This is a genomic window from Yoonia sp. JB2-21, from assembly GCF_055693545.1.
In genome coordinates this window covers 3,648,217-3,668,526 of the sequence record NZ_JBVFUC010000001.1, presented here as the reverse complement: position 1 = coordinate 3,668,526, position 20,310 = coordinate 3,648,217, and the positions used below count along the sequence as shown (strand labels likewise).

At 55.3% G+C, this 20,310-nt stretch carries 19 protein-coding genes and 1 pseudogene; 13 read left to right on the top strand and 7 right to left on the bottom strand.

The features are described from left to right. Nucleotides 1–55 precede the first annotated feature (55 nt). Both aroQ and ACZ1G5_RS18500 read left to right on the top strand, forming a co-directional pair. Entirely contained in the window at nucleotides 56–502 is a 447-nt protein-coding gene (gene aroQ, locus ACZ1G5_RS18505; RefSeq protein ID WP_472734228.1) for a type II 3-dehydroquinate dehydratase, read from the top strand. Next, nucleotides 499–1,266, top strand: coding sequence for a LuxR family transcriptional regulator (locus ACZ1G5_RS18500; RefSeq protein WP_472734227.1), 768 nt, complete (start codon nucleotides 499–501; stop codon nucleotides 1,264–1,266). Before aroQ ends, ACZ1G5_RS18500 begins: the two co-directional genes overlap by 4 nt. Nucleotides 1,267–1,667: 401 nt before the next feature. Here the strand turns inward: ACZ1G5_RS18500 and ACZ1G5_RS18495 are convergent, their stop codons facing one another. From ACZ1G5_RS18495 to ACZ1G5_RS18480, 4 genes are all read right to left on the bottom strand, one after another. Next, on the bottom strand, nucleotides 1,668–3,551 hold the full coding sequence (locus tag ACZ1G5_RS18495) for a hypothetical protein (protein ID WP_472734226.1): 1,884 nt from the start codon (nucleotides 3,549–3,551) through the stop codon (nucleotides 1,668–1,670). Between the two features lie 138 nt (nucleotides 3,552–3,689). Continuing rightward, nucleotides 3,690–4,562, bottom strand: a complete 873-nt coding sequence (gene tsf, locus ACZ1G5_RS18490) for a translation elongation factor Ts (RefSeq protein ID WP_472734225.1) — start codon at nucleotides 4,560–4,562, stop codon at nucleotides 3,690–3,692. A gap of 72 nt (nucleotides 4,563–4,634) precedes the next feature. Beyond that, on the bottom strand, nucleotides 4,635–5,426 hold the full coding sequence (gene rpsB / locus ACZ1G5_RS18485) for a 30S ribosomal protein S2 (RefSeq protein ID WP_472734224.1): 792 nt from the start codon (nucleotides 5,424–5,426) through the stop codon (nucleotides 4,635–4,637). 194 nt (nucleotides 5,427–5,620) lie between these two features. Then, complete coding sequence (locus ACZ1G5_RS18480) at nucleotides 5,621–6,949, bottom strand: HupE/UreJ family protein (protein WP_472734223.1); 1,329 nt, start codon at nucleotides 6,947–6,949, stop codon at nucleotides 5,621–5,623. Nucleotides 6,950–7,009: 60 nt separating this feature from the next. Here ACZ1G5_RS18480 and ACZ1G5_RS18475 point away from each other — a divergent pair, with 60 nt between their 5' ends. From ACZ1G5_RS18475 to ACZ1G5_RS18450, 6 genes are all read left to right on the top strand, one after another. Further along, complete coding sequence (locus tag ACZ1G5_RS18475) at nucleotides 7,010–7,810, top strand: DUF4198 domain-containing protein (protein ID WP_472734222.1); 801 nt, start codon at nucleotides 7,010–7,012, stop codon at nucleotides 7,808–7,810. A 38-nt stretch (nucleotides 7,811–7,848) separates the two neighbouring features. Next, a complete protein-coding gene (locus ACZ1G5_RS18470) occupies nucleotides 7,849–8,742 on the top strand; it encodes a PfkB family carbohydrate kinase (protein ID WP_472734221.1) in 894 nt (297 codons plus the stop codon). Next, nucleotides 8,739–9,644: a pseudouridine-5'-phosphate glycosidase gene (locus ACZ1G5_RS18465; protein WP_472734220.1), complete on the top strand. Its 906-nt coding sequence runs from the start codon at nucleotides 8,739–8,741 to the stop codon at nucleotides 9,642–9,644. The genes ACZ1G5_RS18470 and ACZ1G5_RS18465 overlap by 4 nt, the downstream gene beginning before the upstream one ends. Nucleotides 9,645–9,725: 81 nt before the next feature. Further along, the gene (locus ACZ1G5_RS18460) at nucleotides 9,726–10,454 is read left to right on the top strand and encodes a DUF502 domain-containing protein (RefSeq protein ID WP_472734378.1); all 729 of its coding nucleotides are present in this window, start codon (nucleotides 9,726–9,728) and stop codon (nucleotides 10,452–10,454) included. A gap of 3 nt (nucleotides 10,455–10,457) precedes the next feature. Then, the gene (locus ACZ1G5_RS18455; protein WP_472734219.1) at nucleotides 10,458–11,057 is read left to right on the top strand and encodes a LysE/ArgO family amino acid transporter; all 600 of its coding nucleotides are present in this window, start codon (nucleotides 10,458–10,460) and stop codon (nucleotides 11,055–11,057) included. 183 nt (nucleotides 11,058–11,240) lie between these two features. Beyond that, a complete protein-coding gene (locus tag ACZ1G5_RS18450; protein ID WP_472734218.1) occupies nucleotides 11,241–11,669 on the top strand; it encodes a hypothetical protein in 429 nt (142 codons plus the stop codon). 40 nt (nucleotides 11,670–11,709) lie between these two features. On the opposite strand, the pseudogene ACZ1G5_RS18445 reads toward ACZ1G5_RS18450, so the two are convergent. Beyond that, nucleotides 11,710–12,740, bottom strand: a pseudogene (locus ACZ1G5_RS18445) (patatin-like phospholipase family protein). Continuing rightward, a complete protein-coding gene (locus ACZ1G5_RS18440) occupies nucleotides 12,737–13,510 on the bottom strand; it encodes a 3-hydroxybutyrate dehydrogenase (RefSeq protein WP_472734217.1) in 774 nt (257 codons plus the stop codon). The pseudogene ACZ1G5_RS18445 and the gene ACZ1G5_RS18440 overlap by 4 nt, the downstream one beginning before the upstream one ends. Nucleotides 13,511–13,780: 270 nt before the next feature. Between ACZ1G5_RS18440 and ACZ1G5_RS18435 the strand changes: the two genes are divergently transcribed. Beyond that, on the top strand, nucleotides 13,781–15,595 hold the full coding sequence (locus tag ACZ1G5_RS18435; RefSeq protein WP_472734216.1) for an extracellular solute-binding protein: 1,815 nt from the start codon (nucleotides 13,781–13,783) through the stop codon (nucleotides 15,593–15,595). A 34-nt stretch (nucleotides 15,596–15,629) separates the two neighbouring features. Continuing rightward, nucleotides 15,630–16,289, top strand: coding sequence for an aquaporin (locus ACZ1G5_RS18430; RefSeq protein WP_472734215.1), 660 nt, complete (start codon nucleotides 15,630–15,632; stop codon nucleotides 16,287–16,289). On the opposite strand, the gene ACZ1G5_RS18425 is transcribed toward ACZ1G5_RS18430, so the two are convergent. Continuing rightward, nucleotides 16,273–16,896 (bottom strand): helix-turn-helix domain-containing protein, encoded by a 624-nt coding sequence (locus ACZ1G5_RS18425; protein WP_472734377.1) that lies wholly within the window; start codon nucleotides 16,894–16,896, stop codon nucleotides 16,273–16,275. The two genes, ACZ1G5_RS18430 and ACZ1G5_RS18425, sit on opposite strands and share 17 nt — an antisense overlap. Nucleotides 16,897–16,959: 63 nt before the next feature. On the opposite strand from ACZ1G5_RS18425, the gene ACZ1G5_RS18420 reads away from it, so the two are divergent. The 3 genes from ACZ1G5_RS18420 to ACZ1G5_RS18410 are packed head-to-tail and all read left to right on the top strand — an operon-like array spanning nucleotide 16,960 to nucleotide 20,307. Continuing rightward, the gene (locus ACZ1G5_RS18420) at nucleotides 16,960–18,477 is read left to right on the top strand and encodes a class I adenylate-forming enzyme family protein (protein ID WP_472734214.1); all 1,518 of its coding nucleotides are present in this window, start codon (nucleotides 16,960–16,962) and stop codon (nucleotides 18,475–18,477) included. Next, nucleotides 18,464–19,108: a DsbA family oxidoreductase gene (locus tag ACZ1G5_RS18415; RefSeq protein WP_472734213.1), complete on the top strand. Its 645-nt coding sequence runs from the start codon at nucleotides 18,464–18,466 to the stop codon at nucleotides 19,106–19,108. The genes ACZ1G5_RS18420 and ACZ1G5_RS18415 overlap by 14 nt, the downstream gene beginning before the upstream one ends. Further along, nucleotides 19,105–20,307: a multidrug effflux MFS transporter gene (locus ACZ1G5_RS18410; protein ID WP_472734212.1), complete on the top strand. Its 1,203-nt coding sequence runs from the start codon at nucleotides 19,105–19,107 to the stop codon at nucleotides 20,305–20,307. Before ACZ1G5_RS18415 ends, ACZ1G5_RS18410 begins: the two co-directional genes overlap by 4 nt. Nucleotides 20,308–20,310 lie beyond the last annotated feature (3 nt).

The window sequence follows — 20,310 nt, the reverse complement described above, 5'->3', positions numbered from 1 at the left end:
GACTGAAAACCTGTTTGGATTCTGACCAGATGGTAAAAGGTGGTAAGAGCGAACCATGCGCTGTTCAATACTGATCCTTAACGGGCCTAACCTCAATCTGTTGGGAACCCGTCAGCCGGAGGTCTACGGGCCAACAACGCTCGCTGATATAGAAAGCATGTGTCAGGATAAGGCGCATGCGCTCGGCGTCGATATGACCTTTGCGCAAAGCAATCATGAGGGTGAACTGGTCGAGATGCTGCATGGTGCGCGCGGCGTGCATGCGGGAATTATCCTGAATGCTGGTGCCTATACCCATACCTCTGTGGCGATCATGGACGCTATTTCCAGTATTGAGATCCCTGTCATCGAACTTCACCTCTCGAATATTCACGCCCGCGAGGCGTTTCGCCATAAATCATTCATTGCCCCGGTTGCCGTTGGGCAGATATGCGGATTTGGCGCGGCGGGTTACCCGCTCGCGATGGACGCCATTCTTTCTTACATCGGAGAGACCCAATGACGACCCTCGTGATGCAACTTGATCAACTGACCAACGCACGCACCGTTGAAGAGCTTTGGGACATCCATACCCGGCAAATGGCAACCTATGGGTTTGACCGGTTGATGTACGGCTTTACCCGATATCGGACGTCGAGCGGTGGGCTTGGCGATCCGCAGGACTGGGTGTTGCTATCCACGCAGAGCCCCGAATATATGAAGGTCTTTTTTGATGAAGGTCTTTATTATCATGCCCCGATGCTGCGGTGGGCGCTGGCCAACAATGGCGCCTGCAGTTGGCGTTGGATGATGGATATGAACCGTGTCGACAGCATGACTGCCAGCGAATTGCGGGTCATGGAGTTCAATAAGTCCATGGACGTCACCGCCGGGTATACTGTGAGCTTCCGCTCGATTTCCGAGCGCACCAAAGGCGCGATTGCGCTGACGGCAAAAGCAGGCATGACGCAGGATGCGGTTGAGCAAGTCTGGACCAAGCATGGTGAAGAGATCATTGTGATGAACAATGTTATGCACCTTAAGCTGCTGACCCTGCCCTATTCTGGCGAGCGCAATCTGACCAAACGGCAACGCGAAGTGTTGCAGTGGGTTGGCGATGGCAAAACAACGCAGGACATCGCACTTTTGCTGGGCCTGACGCCTGCAACGGTTGAAAAGCACCTGCGTCTGGCGCGCGAGGCTTTGGATGTGGAAACCACCGCGCAGGCGGTGCTTAAAGCCGCCTTCTACAACCAGATGTTTGTGATGGATCCCGAGGCGATCTGACGAAAGCTTATTTCGTCTGACGTCGGGACAAAACTTACTAAAGTTCGCGTGAGGTCAGGTTTCCCTGACTTTCTGACGTTCCGGTAAAATGCAATCTTGGCTTTGTTCCGTGAGTGGTGGCCTTAGGCCTGGGAACGTGGGGTCATAAACCTTGTCATTGCAAGGCTCTGTGATCTTTTTCCGGTCAACCGGACGCTGGCGTGGCAGGTTTGCTTGTTTACGTCGGCACCAACGATACGCGTCGGATCCTCGTCCCGAAATTGGACTGGCGCAGACATCGTTGCGGCACCGCCTGTCTTCCAAGTGCGGTGCCGCGCTTTTCTCCCCAGAAAAGGGAAACGTCCTGCGGTGTGTGCGCCGCAGGACGTTTCTGTTTTCATTGTGATAGCAGCAAGCTGACCCTAGGCAACCGCCATGCTGAACAGATCGACGTAGTCTTCCGGGACGTCCAGAAAATTGTCATATGTTGTCGTCTCCCGGCCACCTGATGTATATTCGGTGATCCGCGCCTCCCAGCTTTCACTGTTGTCGCCATCTGCCTCGATCAGCGTCTGCAGAACGCCATCTTCGAACAGGCGGTAAGTCGCATCGCTGCTATCAAACAAGGTGGCGCGTATCGCGACTTGTCCATTTGCATCATAGACGGTCTGCCTCGCCTCCCAATCGGCAAAGTCGAACGTGTCCTCTTCGACGAGCGAATTGCGTATACCATCCGCGAAGGTTTCAGTCCGCTCAACGCCGTTGTCAAAGGTCGTTTCGCGCAACGAAATCTTGCCGTTCTCGTCATAGGTTGCCGTGATTTCTTGCCATGGTTTCGAACCGCCATCTGTCGGCGTTTCGCCATTTGGTCCAAGATTATCGCTTTGAATGGTCTGGACGCGTTGCCCACCTTCAAAAACGTCTTGCCTGACTACGCCGTTATCATTCGTGGTCTCACGCAATGAGATGTCGCCGTTTGCATCGAAAGTGGTGCGGATTTCAGTCCAGCTTTTTGTATCAAGTGGGTCGCGCTGTACGGTTGAAACGCGCAGTCCATCCTCAAAGACTTCCGCCCGGGTTGTTCCATTGTCAAAGAGCGTATCGCGCGTGCTGACCTTGCCGTTTTCATCGTAGGTCAGGTTCATGGTGTCCCAGGATTTGGTGTCACTGACATCTGTGCGATCTGACGACACCCGCTGTCCATTTTCAAATGTATCCAACCGCAGGTCGCCATCCGCCTCTGTCGTCAGCCGTGTGGACAAGATGCCGTCGGTGTAGCTGTCCAGCCGGGTGTTGGCGTTGTCATACGTTATCTCGCGCTCGATCAGCACGCCGTCGCCATCTGTCACGGTCACGATCTCTGACCAGTTCCTTGTCCCGGCATCGTCGGTTTGGACCGTGGTTTGGCGCAAAACCTCGGTCTCGATGATGTTGCCCCTGAGCAGTGTGTCACGCGATACGGCGTTGCCGTCGGCATCATAGAACGTCGTGACTGAGACGACGTTGTTGCTGGAATCATTGTCTTCAAATCTTGCCTGCGTCAGCGTTCCACCGACAAAGCTTTCGACCAAAGTGCTGCCGTCATCGTTGAAGGTAAAGCGCGTGGTAATTGTGCCTTCACTATCATAAAGCGTTGAGCGGTCACGCCAGCTTTCGGTATTTCCGTAGTCATCCTCTTGCACGCGCTCGACCACGCCGTTGCGAAAGATTTCTTCGGTCACCGTGCCGCTGTCAAAGTAGGTGATGATCCAATTCGACGTGCCGCTGCGGCCATTGTCGATAAAGAGCCAATCAGCCTCGTCCGCCGCATCATATTGGATTTCATAGAGAAAATTTGCCACAGTCGTATCCGTTGCTGGCAGGTTGAAACCGGTGTTTGTATTGTAGTTGATTGTGCGCTCGTCGACATTGCCGTTGACATCAAACGTGATGGTGATGCTCTCCCACGGCTTTAGACCAGGGCTGTTGGCGGTGTCCGTTTCATCGGTCAAAATGACCGTATCCAGCGCGCCGTCGACAAAATTTTCGACCTTGCGCTGCCCGTCATCGCCCAATGTATTGATAAGTTGCAATTCGCCTGACGTGGTGTAGCGCGTCAGTTGGCTTGCAAAGTCAAAGACGTCCGTGGGGTCGTCAATCTGCTGGGTGATCAATTGACCGTTGATGCTGTAGGTTTCTTCGGTGTGCCCATCATCATAGAGCGTGTTCACAGTTGTCATGGTGCGCCCAAAGAGCGTCAGCTCATCGGTTGTGCGTTCCGTCCAGTCAAATTCGTCGTTCGTGTCAGTCTCAACCGTAATTGGCATCAATTGTATCTCCAGCGTTCCGGGATCATCAAATGCCTGTGGAATATGACCGAAGTATGTTCACAGCCCCGTGATCATACAAAAAAGGCGTGCCGCTGATGCCGACACGCCCTCTTTATTCAGTTAAAAAGCTAGGATTTAGCCGTTCAGTTTCGCAACTTCTGCGGCAAAGTCCTCTTCGACCTTCTCGATGCCTTCGCCAACTTCGAGGCGCACAAAACCTGTGACTTCGACGCCTGCCTCGGACGCTGCGGCTGCGACTGTCAGGTCAGGGTTCACCACGAACTGTTGGTTCAGCAATGTAACTTCGGCCATATATTTCTTCATACGACCCACGATCATCTTTTCGATCACAGCTTCAGGCTTACCGCTTTCGCGGGCGATATCCATCTGGACCTGCTTCTCTTTTTCCACGACAGCCGGGTCAAGATCAGCTTCGGACAGCGACGCCGGGTTCGCGGCGGCAATGTGCATCGCAACCTGACGACCGAATGCTTCGTTGTCACCTGTCATTGCGACCAGAACGCCGATGTTGCCCATGCCGGGTGCGGCCGCGTTGTGCACGTAATTCACAACTGACGACCCTTCGAGAGCGGCCATACGGCGGACGGACATGTTTTCACCGATCACGGCGACCGCGTCAGTGACTGTCTGTTCGACGGTCTTACCGTTCATGTCTGCGGCTTTCAGACCGTCGATGTCGGATGTGCCAAGTGCCACGTCAGCAATGCCAGCAACCATTTTTTGGAAGTCGGCGTTTTTCGCAACGAAGTCGGTTTCAGAGTTCACTTCAACCGCGACACCTTTGCCGTCTTTGACAGCAACGGCAACAAGGCCCTCAGCGGCGGTACGACCGGATTTCTTGGCAGCTTTCGCCAGACCCTTGGTACGTAGCCAGTCAACAGCGGCTTCCATGTCGCCGTTGTTTTCTGTCAGCGCCTTTTTGGCGTCCATCATGCCTGCGCCTGTGCTGTCGCGCAGCTCTTTCACCATTGCAGCGGTGATTGCCATGTTACTTCTCCTTAAGAGGTATAATGCGTTGCAGGCGGGGCATGACGCCCCTGCCCGACTAATTTTTGACGCTTATTCAGCGGTGGCTTCTGCAGGTGCCTCGGCTGGAGCTTCTTCAGCAACAACGTCTTCAACCAGTTCTTCCATCTCGCCCATGTCGACGCCTGCGGCACCCAGCTGCGCTGTCATACCGTCAAGGGCTGCACGTGCGGCCAGATCGGTGTAAAGCGCAATCGCGCGCGCGGCATCATCGTTGCCGGGAATGACATAATCAACGCCAGCAGGTGAGCAGTTGGTATCGACGATTGCCACAACCGGGATACCCAATTTATTGGCTTCGGCGATGGCCAGGTCTTCTTTGTTGCAGTCGATAACGAAGAGCAGGTCAGGAACACCGCCCATTTCGCGGATGCCGCCCAAGGACGCTTGCAGTTTGCCCTGCTCGCGTTCCATGCCGAGGCGTTCTTTCTTGGTCAAACCAGCAAAGCCGTTTGCGGATGCTTCATCGATTGCCTTCAGACGGTTGATGGACTGAGATACTGTCTGCCAGTTTGTCAGCGTGCCGCCCAACCAGCGGTGGTTCATGTAGAACTGCGCGGATTTCTCTGCCGCTTCCATGATTGGCTTGGCTGCCTGACGCTTGGTACCAACGAACAGAACGCGGCCGCCTTTGGCCACTGTGTCACGTACAACTTGCAGCGCCTGATCCAGCATGGGCACAGTCTGCGTCAGATCCATGATGTGGATGCCGTTACGTGAGCCGTAAATATATTGATCCATCTTTGGGTTCCAGCGCGCGGTCTGGTGGCCAAAGTGTACGCCTGCTTCAAGCAGCTGACGCATGGAGAACTCGGGAAGAGCCATGTCGTTTTCCTTTTCCGGTTTCAAGCCTCAGCGGGGGATCAGACCAGATGGCCCAACCGGTGGATCTTTTGGGATGTCTCCCCAATCGACCCGCCCCCACCTGCGGGATTAAGTGAGCGCCTCTTAGCGGGCGTTTGCGCGTGGTGCAAGTACCTGATGCCTCTGGCGGGAGTTTTTGTGGAAAGATGATAATGTCAGGCGCCAACAAACGTGCCGTAGGACCTTTCAAAGAACCAGTAGAGCCCCACTGCTGCAATCGCGACGGATGCCGGTACAGCAACCATGCGGCGATAGCTGTCTTGTTGGTCGCGGAATTGAATTGCAGCGATGCAAAGGATAAATATGGCAGCCAGCGGCGCCGCAAAGAGCCAGACCGGGCTTTCAAGGGCTGTCACCAATGCGGCGGGGTTCAAGGCGATCACGGCGAGTGCGATGATGAGGAGCACGCTGTAGACCGCAAAGCCTTGGTTGACTTCGTTTGCGCCGCGATCAATTCGCAAAGCCTGCCAGACGCAAAGGAACATCACGGCAATGACTGCCAGTTGTCCGACTTCGACACCCACGTTGAAGCCGATCAATGCCGCGACAAATGTCTCATCGGGCAGGCCAAATTCGGCGAGCACCGAGGCAAAACCCAGCCCGTGCAACAGGCCAAAGACGAAGATAACGAACGGGCGCCAAGGGCTGATCCCTTTCATGAAAATATTCTCGATCGCGACATAGGCGATGGATAAGGCGATCAACGGTTCAACGATATCGATAAAGGCAATTCCCAGCTTGGCTTGCATGAAATCATCGATGAATTCTGTGTGCCCCAGCGCGGCCAGTGCCAGAGTAATCGTGTGCGCCACAGTGAAGAGCGACACTTGCAGCAGCAGTGGACGAAACTGTGCAGCCAGAAAGAACAAGCCCAACACAAACAGGATGTGGTCCAGCCCCTTGGGCACAATATGATCAAAACCGACAGGGATGTAGTCGACGAATGTTTCCCAACCCGTGGCCTGTCCGCCACCCGCCAGCGGAATGTTGTCGGACACTGCGCCGGCCTCTAGGTATCCGTCATAGGGCGCAGGCACATCCATTTGGCGCAAGACAAGCACACCAAACTCCGGCCCCCACCCCATTTGGACGGTTTGTGAATTTTCAGGTAGGGCTGCTGCAAATGCGATGATCGATGATCGGACGATCTCAACATCGCCAACTGCGTCCACGTCCACGCGGCGCAACTCAGGTGTCAGCGCTTTGCCGTCAGCGATCAAGGTAATGGCTTGTGCCATTTGCGGCCAGAACGCCTCAAACCGGGTTGTGAGCTCTTCCGGTGACAATGCACGCAACTCATCATATGTGGCCGCTTGTGCGCTGTCATTGGTGTCAGAGGCTTCGCTGAGATCGATACCGGCCACAAAGCTTTCCAGCGTGGTGCGGATTTCAAAAGTGACCTCGCCATCGACAACGCGCATGTCGGCGATAGAGGGGATCACCTCATGCGCGTGCAGCGTTGACAGGGTCGTGATCCAAAGCACAACCGCGCTTGACAAGACCCGAAGAAAGGCCACCCTTGCGTCACCCAAAAGGAAGTCTTGATGCGCATTTTAGCCCTCGCTCTAAGTCTGATCGCAGCGCCAGTTGCTGCACATGAATTTTGGATTGAGCCTGTAGAATATCAGGTAGCGCCGGAAACTAACTTGGAGGCAAACATTGTCAATGGCGAAGAATTTGCCGGCGGCAAGCTGGCTTATCTGCCGCAGCGCTTTGTGAATTTTGTGCTCTTTGCCGGTGACGCATCTGCGCGGGTTGAGGGGCGCCCCGGTGATACGCCTGCCTTGCAACAAGCGCCGTTGGCAGAGGGGCTGAATATAGCAGCTTATCAAGCAAACAACGCGACGGTGGACTACGAGGAGTGGGAAAAGTTTCAGAAATTCGTCGATCACAAGGCTTTTGGTGATGTTCTTTCTCTACATGAGGCACGCGGCCTATCTTTGAATGGCTTCAAGGAAGTGTACTCTCGCCATGCCAAGGCGCTGTTTGGCGTGGGCAATAGCGAGGGTGCAGACCGTCGCGTGGGTCTTGAGACAGAAATAGTTGCTTTGACGAACCCCTATACTGATGACATGTCGGGCGGGTTCAGCGTGCAAGTGTACTACCGCAATGATGTCCGCCCCAACGTCCAAGTTGAGGTTTTTGAAAAAGGGCCCAATGGCGCAGTTTCCATTTCATTGCATCAGACGAACGACGAAGGTATCGCCACCTTCCCTGTGCGCCCCGGCTATCGCTATATGGCCGATGCTGTTGTCTTGCGTGAACCAAGCGCACGCTTGGCTGAGCAGACCGGTGCCGTGTGGGAGACGCTTTGGGCGAACCTGACCTTTGCAGTGCCTGAGTAACGCTTGCTCTTGGCTGCACACTGGGTCAGAACGCGGGCATGACCAAGACCCCTGACATCATTTGTATTGGCTCTGTTTTGTGGGATGTGATCGGACGCGCCGCCAGTCATATGCGCGTTGGCTCTGACGTGCCGGGTCGGATTACGCGGCTGCCCGGTGGTGTGGCAATGAACATCGCTATGACCCTGCGCCGTTTTGAAATGACCCCTGCCCTGTTGACCGCGATTGGCCGTGACGCAGAAGGCGACGAATTGATTGGAGATGCGCAGCGCATGGGTATGGTGTGCGACCATATCTATCGTTCTGAGGATCTGCCCACGGACGTCTATATGGCTGTTGAGGGTGCAAATGGACTGATCGCCGCGATTGCTGATGCACATTCACTTGAGGCTGCGGGCGATAAGATACTTCGTGCGCTGGAGAACGGCACGTTGGGATCAGCAACAGAGCCATTCGCAGGACCCGTCGCGCTTGACGGCAATCTGACCGAGGAGTTGCTGCAAACCATAGCGGCGTCGCCCTTGTTTGCAGCGGCTGATCTGCGCGTTGCGCCTGCTTCGCCCGGCAAGGCTGAACGTCTTTTGGCGCTGCTGGGACATCCGTCGGCGACCCTTTATGTGAACCTCGAAGAAGCCGGATTGTTGTGTCAGACGGCTTTCGTGAATTCGGCATCTGCCGCGACAGCCTTGATCACGCGCGGTGCGCACCGTGTCTTGGTTACTGATGGCGGTAATTCAGCGTCGGAAGGCACAAGAGGCGATATCATCACCCAAACCCCACCGGCCGTCATGGTCACACGGGTCACTGGCGCTGGGGACACCTTTATGGCTGCCCATATCGCATCAGAGGCCCAAGGCATGGACCGCGACGCCGCCCTGGCGCGGGCGCTGAACGCCGCCGCAACGTACGTGTCCGGAGAAACACCCCTATGATTCCCATAAATTATGGCTCCGAGGTCAGCAGCGCCCGGGCGTCTGGTGCAGCAATCGTTGCGTTGGAAAGTACCATTATCACGCATGGCATGCCTTTCCCGCAGAATGTGGAGACCGCGCGTTTGGTCGAGGATGATGTGCGCGTCGCGGGTGCCGTTCCTGCAACAATTGCGGTGCTGGATGGCGTTTTGCATGTGGGGTTGGAGGCCGACCAGCTTGACGCGTTGGGGCAAGCCAAAGATGTTGCAAAACTCTCTCGCGCGGATATAGCGGCCTGTATTGCAACGGGCGGTACGGGTGCCACGACTGTCGCCGCAACAATGATCGCCGCACATTTGGCTGATATCCATGTCTTTGCCACGGGTGGTATTGGCGGAGTGCATCGCGGTGCAGAGGATAATTTTGATGTCTCTGCGGACTTGCAAGAGCTCGCGCAGACACCAGTCACTGTTGTTGGTGCAGGGGCCAAGGCCATTCTTGATCTGCCCAAGACCTTTGAGGTTCTTGAAACGCTTGGGGTTCCGGTGATTGCCTACGGGCAAGATATGCTGCCCGCGTTCTGGTCTGCGACGTCAGACATAGCCGCGCCGCTGCGCATGGATCGTGCAGTAGACATTGCCAAGGCGCAGCAGACGCGAAGCGCGATGGGGCTTCAGGGCGGCCAATTGGTGGCAAACCCGATCCCGCTGGATGCGGAAATCGCTGCCGATGAACTCAGACCGATCATTGAGCAAGCTTTATCAGAGGCTGCGGCGCAGAACATCAGCGCAAAGGCTGTGACCCCGTTCCTGCTTGGACGTATCTTTGCCTTGACCAAGGGGCGTTCGCTGACCGCAAATATTGCTCTTGTGCGTAACAATGCGCGTCTTGCTGCACAAATTGCCATCGCAATGACGAAATAGCTGCGCAACAGGTGCAACACAGCTTGTTGTGATGCCCCGCAGGACATAAGTGTGCGTTGAAGAGAATTTGAGAACGCAGTGATGATTGACCCCCAGTCCGACGACGCAAAGCGGCGCACCAAGCCGGGTATTATCGCGCGGCTGCGCGGCAATTTTCTGGCGGGCCTGATTATCGTTGCCCCGATCGGTCTGACCATTTGGCTGATTTGGACCGTTGTCGGCTGGGTCGATAGTTGGGTCTGGCCCTTTATTCCTGATGCGTATCAACCAACGGCGCTGTTGAATAACTTGTTGGGGCGCGAAGACGACAACCTGATTGAAGTGAATGTGCGCGGCGTTGGCGTCGTCATCTTTCTTGCCTTCACCATGCTTGTGGGTTGGGTCGGTAAGGGTCTGATTGGTCGATCTTTTATTGGCATCGGCGAACGTTTGGTTGACCGGACGCCCGTTGTCCGTTCGATCTATAATGCCGCCAAGCAAATTGCGGAAACCGTGTTCTCGCAGCGCGAAACATCCTTTGATAAAGCCTGTATTGTCGAATATCCGCGCAAAGGTATCTGGGCGATTGCCTTTATATCGACAAATGCAAAGGGCGAAATTGACGCCAAGCTGAATGATGGTGAGCCCTTCGTGACCGTCTTTTTGCCGACGACACCGAACCCGACGTCTGGCTTTTTGCTGTTCCTGCCACAGCGCGACGTCAAAGAATTGGATATGACGGTCGAGGACGCGGCAAAACTCGTCATATCGGCTGGTCTTGTTTATCCCAATGGCAAAGACGCCGTTGAAACAGAAAATCCGACAGAATAATCCATGATGTCGGCTGCCATCACCGGCTTTGCCACCGCATTCGCACTGATCCTTGCGATTGGCGCGCAAAATGCCTTTGTCTTGCGCCAAGGTCTGATCCGGGCACATGTGTTTTGGCTTTGCCTTTTGTGCGCAGTGTCGGATGCATTGTTGATTACTGCGGGCGTCTTAGGCTTTGGATATATCGTCGGTCTATATCCCGCGCTGCCGCAGATCATGGCGTGGGGTGGCGCGGGGTTTCTGTTCATCTACGGCGCGCTGCGGCTTTGGGCGGCATGGCGGGGTGCCTATGCCATGCAACTGTCGGGCAAAAGTGCTAGCCTCTGGGCAACTTTGGTGACAGGTGCGGCCTTTACGTGGCTGAACCCCCATGTCTATCTTGACACATTGGGTTTGGTGGGCGCGGTGTCTACCCAATACGTTGATCCAATTGAGAAAACAGCCTTTGGGATCGGTGCTGTGACCTCCTCTTTTGTGTTCTTCTTCAGCCTTGGCTACGGTGCCCGTCTGCTGGCGCAAATCATGCAATCCGCGCGGGCGTGGCGCATTTTGGATGTGCTGATCGGTATGGTGATGTGGGCGCTCGCGATCAAGCTGTTGTAACGCGTCTGATCAAGACTGACACCGGCAGCTGCCAGTACTGTTGATCGGGGAATTCGGTCTTGGGTTTCCCATTAACGTATCACGCATTAGTCCATAATTTGCACCCTGTAAGTCGTGAGGTGAAGAGGTGTCGATGTGACCCAAGAAATGTCTGTTACGTGGGATAATCATTGGACAACGAGAATGATCGCGCAGCAATTTGAAATGGCGTCTGTCTTTGATAAGCAACAAACGCTGGATTTGTTAGTCGCTGACGCCTTCAATCTGGGTTACGTTTTTGCCTTCGCAGATTGTGCATGCAACTTCTTCCTCGCTGATAAAGGCCCTGAAGTCAGAGACGCCTATATCCTGAAAACGTTGTCAGACTTGACCGGAAAAGAGAGTGCCGGCGATACGCTCGTTCGGTATGCGCAACGACAATTCAAGGAAGCCGTTTTCTTGAAGGGCTTCCGCACAGCATCGAAAGACTTTCAGGAATGGGTAGAGGCTTCGGGCGGTTCAACCCCTGTCAGCCTGTCTGACCGTCTGGAGAAAACAACCTCCGCCTCGCAAGCAGCTTTGGTTCATTCTTCAAACACGGTCCCGACGGGTTCACAATTTGTGCATGCCTGACCTGTTCCGCAGATGATCCGAATAAAGGTTCAATGGCCGCTTAGCTGAACATTTCGGTCAAGTTAACTGTGCTGCGCTTGCCAATGTCGCTCTTGTGACTGCTCAGGAATGTGTCGGCAGCCGCCTCGCCCGCCTCCTTTAGTCGTGCAAGAATGACTGGCGTTGGGATCGATTTTGTCGCGACGTTCAATGAATTCATCAACGCATCGTCGGCAATCATGTGAACCAGCACGTTTTTCATTGTGCCGGGTTTGATGGATCCATCGGCCAACAATCGTTTTACAAAATCGATCGCCCGCAATTCGCGGAACAGCGAGCTATTAAAGCTGATCTCATTCACCCGGTTTTCAATTGACTGGCTGTCGATGGGCAGCTCGTCGCGATAAAGCGGGTTGATGTTCACGACAAGAAGATCGTCCGGCAAGTGATTGGCAAACAAAGGGTAAAGGGCGGGATTTCCGGTGTATCCACCGTCCCAGAACGCTTCGACCTTGCCGGTTTTGGGATCCTCAAATTCAACCGCTTGGAACAGGCTCGGCAAGCAGGCCGAGGCCAAGATCGGGTTTGGCGCAATCTCGGGCCCGGTAAATACGCGGATCTTGCCAGATCGCACGTTTGTCGCGCAGATATGCAGTTCAGGTCCCGCCGTGGCGCAGACGGCGTCATATTTAAATTCATTGACGATCTTTTCCAAAGGGTTCTGCATTGCGGGCCCATAAACGTATGGCGAAAACACCCGTGTCGTCATGTCGAATGCGGCGTAAGCGGGCGAATATTTCATGGCTTTGGCCCACGCCTCTGCTGTGGATCCAATCGCGCCGATCCAGGGGCTGAACAGTGGGTCCGTGACAGCGCCAATCTGTCCCCAAAGCCATTCGAGGTTGTCGATCGCCCCTTGCCGTCCGTTGTTGACCCACCCGGATTTCAGGGCAACGGCATTCAATGCGCCGGCGGATGTGCCAGAGATTGCTGCGATTTCAATATCTTCATCTTGCAGGATGCGGCACAGCACACCCCATGTGAAGGCGCCGTGCGCGCCACCCCCTGCAAAGCGAGATTGATCTTGATCACAGCGCTGTCCAACCGCCATCGACGCTGATCGTCGTGCCGGTGATCTGTGCCGCCGCGTCAGAGGCCAGAAACGCGACCGTTCCACCAAGCTGTTCGACCGTCGCAAATTCCTTGGAGGGTTGCCGTTCGAGCATGACATTCTTGATCACATCCTCACGCGACATGTTGTATTCCTTCATCGTGTCGGGAATTTGGGCTTCGACCAAGGGGGTCAGCACGTAACCGGGACAAACCGCATTGCAGGTGATCGGTTCTTGCGCCGTTTCCAGCCCGATGGTTTTGGTCAGCCCAACGATGCCGTGTTTGGCAGCGACATAGGCCGATTTATATGGAGATGCTGTCAGCCCATGCGCCGACGCGACATTGATAATCCGCCCATACCCTGTCTCGCGCATGCCCGTAATTGCAGCGGCTGTTGTGTGAAAGGCGGAAGACAGGTTGATCGCGATAATTGCGTCCCATTTACCTGCAGGAAAATCCTGTACTGGGGCAACGTGTTGGATACCAGCGTTATTCACCAGAATATCGCACCGCCCCGCATCTGCGATCAGGCGGCGGCAGTCATCGCCCTTGGACATATCGGCACAGACATATTTCGCATCAACACCCGTTTCCTTAGCTATTTCAGCGGCCAATGCGTGATCTTCGTCGGTATCCGTGTAGGAGTTCAGCACCACATTGGCGCCGGCCTTGGCCAATTCGCGGGCAACACCGAGGCCGATCCCGGAATTTGATCCTGTGATAACGGCAGTTTTTCCTGTCAGCGACATATCTTGGCTCCGATTCTTTGCGTTGCGACTCACCATATATGCTGCAACTGCAAAAGCCAGACGACGCGTCCGATAGCCCTAAAAAAAACGCCCGCACAAGGCGGGCGTAAAGTTATTGAGGCAGGTTTCATACAGGCAAGAAACCTATCGAGCAGTGCCCTTGTTATAAGCAATCCCTCGCGCGGCTCCAAGCTAAAAGTTTGAAAAGGTTGAGAACCCTCTTTACGGTTGATGCATAACAAAGAACGAAGCAGCAGGGGGCACCTGAAAATGACACGTCTTTTTGGCAGAATATCGCGTATTGCGACAATAGCAGTTGGATTGGGGGTTGCGGGCCAGTTGGCATACGCTGAGCCCCAGCATGGCATAGCTATGTATGGTGATCCTGCCTTACCACCTGATTTTGTGTCCCTGCCCTATGCCAACCCGGATGCGCCCAAGGGCGGTCAGATCGTGACAGCCGAGGTTGGTAGCTTTGACAGCCTCAACCCTTTCATCCGGAAAGGCTCCGTCCCGTGGCAGTTGCGGTTTTTCCTTGGCGAGAGTTTTATGGGGCGCTCTTTGGACGAACCCTTCTCGCTTTACGGTGTTTTGGCCGAATCGGTTGAAACCGGACCAAACCGCGAATGGGTCGAATTCACTTTGCGCGAAGGTGTCGCGTTCTCAGATGGCAGCCCGGTGACTATCGAAGATGTCATGTGGTCTTATGAAACTTTAGGCACCATCGGCCACCCCCGTTACCTTGGTTTCTGGTCCAAGGTTGAAAGCCTTGAGCAAGTGGGTGATCGTACCGTCCGTTTCACCTTTAACGTCGAAGATCGCGAGTTGGCTTTGCTGGCCGGTCTGCGTCCGATCCTGAAAAAAGCGCAATGGGACGGCGTTGATTTTGCAGAAAGTACGACCGAGATCGTTCCGATTACCTCTTCTCCGTATATGATCGACGATTTTGACCCCGGTCGGTTTGTCTCGCTCCGCCGTAACCCTGACTATTGGGGGGCTGACGTACCGTTCCGCGTGGGCACCAATAATCTTGATGAGGTGCGGCTAGAGTTCTTCGGCGATGAGACAGCCGCGTTCGAGGCCTTTAAGGTTGGCGAAGTTAACGCAACCCGGGAGTTCAACGTCGTCCGCTGGGATACACGTTACGATTTTCCGGCCGTGCAAAGCGGTGATATCGTCAAAGAAACGATCGAGCACCAGCGCCCGTCCGGTATGACAGGCTTTGCGATGAACACCCGTCGTGACCATTTGGCCGACTGGCGTGTGCGTGACGCCTTGATCCATGCCTTCAATTTTGAGTTCATCAACGAAACCATGACCGGCTCTGCGCAGCCGCGCATTACCTCTTACTGGTCGAATTCGCCTTTGGGCATGGAGAGCGGACCAGCCGCCGGTCGCGTCGCAGAATTTCTAGAGCCTTTTGCCGATGATTTGCTTCCCGGAACACTGGAGGGTTATGCCCTGCCCGTCAGTGACGGATCAGAGCGCAACCGCGCCGGCACTGCCGCTGCATTTGAGATGTTCGAGGCCGCAGGCTGGACCGTGCAGGACGGTGTTATGCGGGATGCCGATGGGAATGACTTCGCGCTTGAGATATTGTTGGATCAAGGTGCGACCGAGATGCAATCGATCATTGATCTTTACATGGAGTCGCTGTCCCGGATCGGTATCAACGCGGTCATGACAGTTGCCGATAGCGCCCAGTTCAAAGAACGGACCGACGCGTTTGACTTCGATATGGTTTACTATCGTCGCGGTGTCTCTTTGTCGCCGGGCAATGAACAGTATAACTACTATGGCTCTGAAAAGGCCAACGAAGTGGGCGGGCGAAACCTGATGGGCGTACAGTCACCGGCCGTGGATGCGATGATCGGCCGGCTGCTGACATCAGAAAGCCAGGATGATTTTGTCGCGGCTGTCAAAGCGCTCGATCGTGTCTTGACCGCCGGTCGCTATGTGATCCCTATCTATCAGTGGAACATCAGCCGGATCGCTCAGGCCAAGGAGCTTAGGCATCCTGAGTATATTCCAATTTTTGGTGATTGGCCCGGTTGGCAGCCAGATGTTTGGTGGTATGAGGAGTAAAGCAACTTCCTGTTAAGCCGGGCGAACCAATACCATGCAAAAACTTCTCGCTGAAGGGCTTGGCACCGCATTTTTGCTGATTGGTGTCTTGGGCTCTGGCATCATGGGGGCGGCGCTGTCCGACGGAAACGTTGCGATTGCGTTGCTCGCCAATGCAATTGCAACGGGTTGTATTCTTTATGTGATTATCACGACACTTGGGCCGATCTCAGGCGGGCATTTCAATCCAGCGGTCACGCTGGCGTTTCTGTTGCGAGGTGAAATTACGGTAGCCGATGCCATTCCCTATGCGTTGGTTCAGATCGTCGGGGGCATCTTGGGGGTATGGGCCGCGCATATGATGTTTGACCTGAGCATTTTGCAGACCTCGACGACCGATCGCACAGGTGTGTCGCAGTGGTTCTCTGAGGGTGTCGCGACCTTTGGCCTTTTGTTTGTGATCTTTGGCGGGTTGAAAAGCCGACCTGACGCGGTGCCGACTTTGGTGGCCCTGTATATCACCGGGGCGTATTGGTTCACCTCGTCCACCAGTTTTGCCAATCCGGCAGTGACGATTGCCCGCGGCCTGACCGACACATTTGCCGGGATCAATCCCGCGCATGTTCCGATGTTCATTGTGATGCAGATTGTGGGTGTCGGCGTCGCAGCACTTGTTTTGCCCAGACTGTTCCCCAAGGCTAGCTCAGCGATGTGACCCAAAGAATTGTCGCATCTTCGGCGCTGATCGACACAACATTGTGCCCCATCGCAGCGTCGTAATACGCGCTGTCACCGCGCTTGAGTTCGACGGGTTCATAGAACTCTGTATAGAGCCGGATCTGGCCCGTCAGCACATAGAGGAATTCTTCGCCATCATGGCGCACCCAGCCGTCAAAATCCTCGATATTGCGGGCACGGACGCGGGTGCGATAGGGCAACATCTTTTTGGTGGTGAGTGTTTCAGCCAATAGTGCGTGTTCATAGGTGGTCGTGACTTTCGCAGCTTCTTCGCCATTGCGCGTCACCGCCATGCGGCCGTTCACTTGCCCCTTTGAGGGCGGCGTGAACAGTTGCGGGACCGAGATTTCCAAACCCACGGCGAGCTTTTTCAGCGCGTCATACGTTGGCGACATCTGCCCGTTTTCAATCTTCGAGAGAGTCGACCGAGCCAGCCCCGCCTGCTGTGCGGCCTGTTCGAGCGTCCAGGAGCGTGCCTTGCGCAATTCTCGCACACGCACACCCAGATCAAGCGGTTCAGCCACGCTGGTTTCGCCGGTTTCACGAGCGATGCGGATCAGGTTTTCAGGGTCATTGTCAGCCATGCCCTGTTCATAGTCAGCCCCCGCGATCTTGCAACCGGGCCATGTCCCCGATAGCGATACTGCATGCTGTCGTTTGTGCAATCTGACCCCTTCCCGCCTGCCCCGGCGGATTTCAATCTGGCGGCATATGTTCTGACGCATGCGGATCGGCTTGGCGACAAGGTCGCGCTTGAAATACTGGACGCCAATGGTGGATGCGACAGTTTTGACTATGCGTTTTTGAAACGGGCGGTACTGGGCACCGCAAATGGCCTGAGCGCATTGGTAAAGCCGGGTGAACGCATCATCCTGCAGCTTGGCAATACGCCTGAGTTTCCCATCGCGTACCTCGGGGCAATTGCCGCCGGAATTGTACCAGTGTTGCTGTCCAGCGATCTGAGCGCGTTAGAGTATCAAAATATCCGGAAAGACATCGCCCCTGCACTGGAACTTCGCGGGGCCTGCGAACAGCACTTTGGACATGATACACTGCCGTTCGGGACGTTGCGGACTTTTTGGGGCTTGCCGCCGGCCGCAGTCCAATATGGTGACCCAAATCGTCCCGGATATATCATCTACACGTCGGGGACGTCTGGACGCCCAATGCCTGTTGTCCATGCGCATCGGGCCATATGGGCGCGTCGCATGATGTGGGATGGCTGGTATGGGCTGCGCGAGGACGACCGCTTGATGCATGCAGGCGCGTTTAACTGGACCTATACGTTGGGCACCGGGTTGATGGACCCTTGGTCCATTGGGGCGACCGCGCTGATCCCTGATCACGATGTGGCGTCTGATCAGTTGCCGGAACTGATGGCAGCGCATCGGGCTACGATCTTTGCCGCTGCACCGGGCATTTATCGCAGGTTACTGCGCACGGATATCCTTGCGCTGCCTGATCTGCGGCATGGGCTATCAGCGGGTGAGAAGCTAGCCGCTTCAGTCCACGCAGAATGGCAGCAAAAGACCGGTACAGCAGTCTATGAAGCCTTCGGTATGTCTGAATGTTCAACCTTCATCTCGGCTTCACCCACGGCTCCTGCTCTTGATGGTACGGCTGGATGCATCCAACCGGGGCGCAATGTCGCCTTGGTTGGGACGGATGGGCCCGTTCCGCGGGGCGACGTCGGCATGATCGCGGTGCACAAGGATGACCCCGGCCTGATGCTGGGTTATCTGGACCAACCCGATGAGACCGCAGCGCGCATGCAGGGTGACTGGTTCCTGACCGGGGACCTTGCCACAATGGATGCCGATGGTGCCATCACCTATGCGGGGCGCGCCGATGACATGATGAACGCTGGCGGGTATCGTGTCAGCCCGATTGAGGTGGAAGAGGTATTGACTGCTCATCCGCTGATCCAAGAGGCCGCAGCCTGCGCTGTGCAAGTGCGCACAGATGTTTGGGTAATTGCGGGGTTTTACGTCGCCGCAGACGTGATAGAGGAAGGCGAACTTCTCCGTTTTGCCGCCGCGCGACTGGCGTCCTATAAGACGCCACGCCTCTGGGTCGCCTGCGCGACACTTCCCCGCGGGGCCAACAACAAACTTTTACGCCGCAAGTTGCGCGATGAATGGGAGACCGCACATGGTCAAACTTGATATCATTTCCGACCCGATCTGTCCTTGGTGTTACATTGGTAAGACAAACCTTGATAAAGCGCTGGTGCAGTTCCCCGACCACCCGTTTACCATCGAATGGCATCCATTCCAGTTGAACCCCGACATGCCTGCCGGGGGCATGGACAGGCGCGCCTATCTTGAGGGTAAGTTTGGCGGCAAGGAGGGCGCCGTTAAGGCCTATGCCCCTGTCGTTGAGCATGCCGAAAAATCAGGCGCCCATATCAACTTTGATGCAATCAAGAAGACACCCAATACCATCGATGCACATCGCCTTATCCATTGGGCCGGGATTGAGCATCGCCAGTCCTTCGTTGTCGATCTGTTGTTCAAGGCCTATTTTGTTGATGGCCGCGATATTGGTGATCATGAGGTTCTGGCCGATATCGCCGACACTGCCGAAATGGATGCGGCGATGGTGACCAAACTGTTGGCCTCTGATTCAGACATCGACGATATGCGCGCACGCGACACGCACAGTCGGGACATGGGCGTGAAATCTGTGCCGACATTCATCGTGGCGCAACAACATGCCGTACCCGGTGCGCAACCGCCGGAAATGTGGGTCGGCGTGATCGAGGACATCATGAAGCAGATCGACGCCGCTGAATGAGCCTCAAACCGTTACCTCAAACGGAGTTCATCGCACTAATGGCGATGGTTGCCGCAACGGTCGCATTTTCAATTGACGCAATGCTACCCGCGTTGCCCGAAATGGCAGAAGCTTTGTCCCCGGACAACCTGAACCACGCGCAATTGATTATCACCAGTTTTGTTTTGGGTATGGGGGTTGGCACCCTTTTCACAGGACCATTGTCGGATGCCTATGGCCGCAAACCTGTGATGATCGGGGGCGCGGTTGTGTATATTGTTGCCTGTGCCGTCGCGTGGCAAGCGCAAACGCTTGAGGTGATGCTTGCGGCACGTGTGGTGCAAGGTTTGGGTGCTGCGGGTCCACGGGTCGTGGCGATGGCATTGGTACGCGACCTTTACGCCGGGCCCGACATGGCACGCATCCTATCGTTTGTGATGATTGTCTTTGCCCTTGTTCCAGCGCTCGCACCGACCATCGGCCACTATATCGTTGTCGCCTTTGACTGGCCGACGATCTTTGTGTCTTTCATACTGTTTTCGTTGGTGACAACCGTCTGGCTGCTATTGCGTCAGCCTGAAACATTGACCATCGAAAACCGCCGCCCGTTGAGTGTGGCAGCATTATGGAGTGCGGTGGTGGAGATGTTTTCACATCCAACGGCCCGCCTTTCCATATTCATTCAAACCCTGACATTCGGCATGCTTTTCAGCATCTTATCGGCCACACAGCAGGTATTTGATATTACTTATGGTCAGGGCGACGTCTTTCATCTTTGGTTTGGTGGCATCGCCGTTGTTGCGGCTTCTTCGGGGTTTCTTAATGCGCGTCTGGTGGTGCGTTTGGGGATGCGGGCGATCATCAAGGCAATGTACACCGCCCAGATTGCGATCACACTGACCTTCGTGCTTGTTCTTGTCGCTGGAAGTCCGTTCGGTCTGGGCTTTCCGGCCTATGTCATCTGGGTCACGGCCAACTTTTTCCAAGCGGGTTTGACGATCGGCAATCTCAACGCCTTGGGGATGGAAGAGATGGGCCATATCGCGGGTCTTGCGGCGTCCGTGATCGCGGCTGTTGCGACCATCGGCGCTGTCTTTCTTGCGGTGCCGATTGCGTTGCAGTTTGACGGGACACCCTTGCCGATGGCGATTGGAACCTTGGGTATGGCGTCTTTGGCGCTGTGGCTGACGACGATGATCAAACGCCCCGGCGAAACGTAGACC

Excerpts from the sequence above, each read along its gene's own strand:
- rpsB (WP_472734224.1), bottom strand. The coding sequence starts at position 5,426 with ATGGCTCTTCCCGAGTTCTCCATGCGTCAGCTGCTTGAAGCAGGCGTA.
- ACZ1G5_RS18440 (WP_472734217.1), bottom strand. The coding sequence starts at position 13,510 with ATGTCGCTGACAGGAAAAACTGCCGTTATCACAGGATCAAATTCCGGG.
- ACZ1G5_RS18430 (WP_472734215.1), top strand. The coding sequence starts at position 15,630 with ATGCAAAAACTTCTCGCTGAAGGGCTTGGCACCGCATTTTTGCTGATT.
- ACZ1G5_RS18425 (WP_472734377.1), bottom strand. The coding sequence starts at position 16,896 with ATGGCTGACAATGACCCTGAAAACCTGATCCGCATCGCTCGTGAAACC.
- ACZ1G5_RS18500 (WP_472734227.1), top strand. The coding sequence starts at position 499 with ATGACGACCCTCGTGATGCAACTTGATCAACTGACCAACGCACGCACC.
- ACZ1G5_RS18495 (WP_472734226.1), bottom strand. The coding sequence starts at position 3,551 with ATGCCAATTACGGTTGAGACTGACACGAACGACGAATTTGACTGGACG.
- ACZ1G5_RS18470 (WP_472734221.1), top strand. The coding sequence starts at position 7,849 with ATGACCAAGACCCCTGACATCATTTGTATTGGCTCTGTTTTGTGGGAT.
- ACZ1G5_RS18465 (WP_472734220.1), top strand. The coding sequence starts at position 8,739 with ATGATTCCCATAAATTATGGCTCCGAGGTCAGCAGCGCCCGGGCGTCT.
- ACZ1G5_RS18450 (WP_472734218.1), top strand. The coding sequence starts at position 11,241 with ATGATCGCGCAGCAATTTGAAATGGCGTCTGTCTTTGATAAGCAACAA.
- aroQ (WP_472734228.1), top strand. The coding sequence starts at position 56 with ATGCGCTGTTCAATACTGATCCTTAACGGGCCTAACCTCAATCTGTTG.
- ACZ1G5_RS18415 (WP_472734213.1), top strand. The coding sequence starts at position 18,464 with ATGGTCAAACTTGATATCATTTCCGACCCGATCTGTCCTTGGTGTTAC.
- tsf (WP_472734225.1), bottom strand. The coding sequence starts at position 4,562 with ATGGCAATCACCGCTGCAATGGTGAAAGAGCTGCGCGACAGCACAGGC.
- ACZ1G5_RS18475 (WP_472734222.1), top strand. The coding sequence starts at position 7,010 with ATGCGCATTTTAGCCCTCGCTCTAAGTCTGATCGCAGCGCCAGTTGCT.
- ACZ1G5_RS18420 (WP_472734214.1), top strand. The coding sequence starts at position 16,960 with ATGCTGTCGTTTGTGCAATCTGACCCCTTCCCGCCTGCCCCGGCGGAT.
- ACZ1G5_RS18410 (WP_472734212.1), top strand. The coding sequence starts at position 19,105 with ATGAGCCTCAAACCGTTACCTCAAACGGAGTTCATCGCACTAATGGCG.
- ACZ1G5_RS18435 (WP_472734216.1), top strand. The coding sequence starts at position 13,781 with ATGACACGTCTTTTTGGCAGAATATCGCGTATTGCGACAATAGCAGTT.
- ACZ1G5_RS18460 (WP_472734378.1), top strand. The coding sequence starts at position 9,726 with ATGATTGACCCCCAGTCCGACGACGCAAAGCGGCGCACCAAGCCGGGT.
- ACZ1G5_RS18455 (WP_472734219.1), top strand. The coding sequence starts at position 10,458 with ATGATGTCGGCTGCCATCACCGGCTTTGCCACCGCATTCGCACTGATC.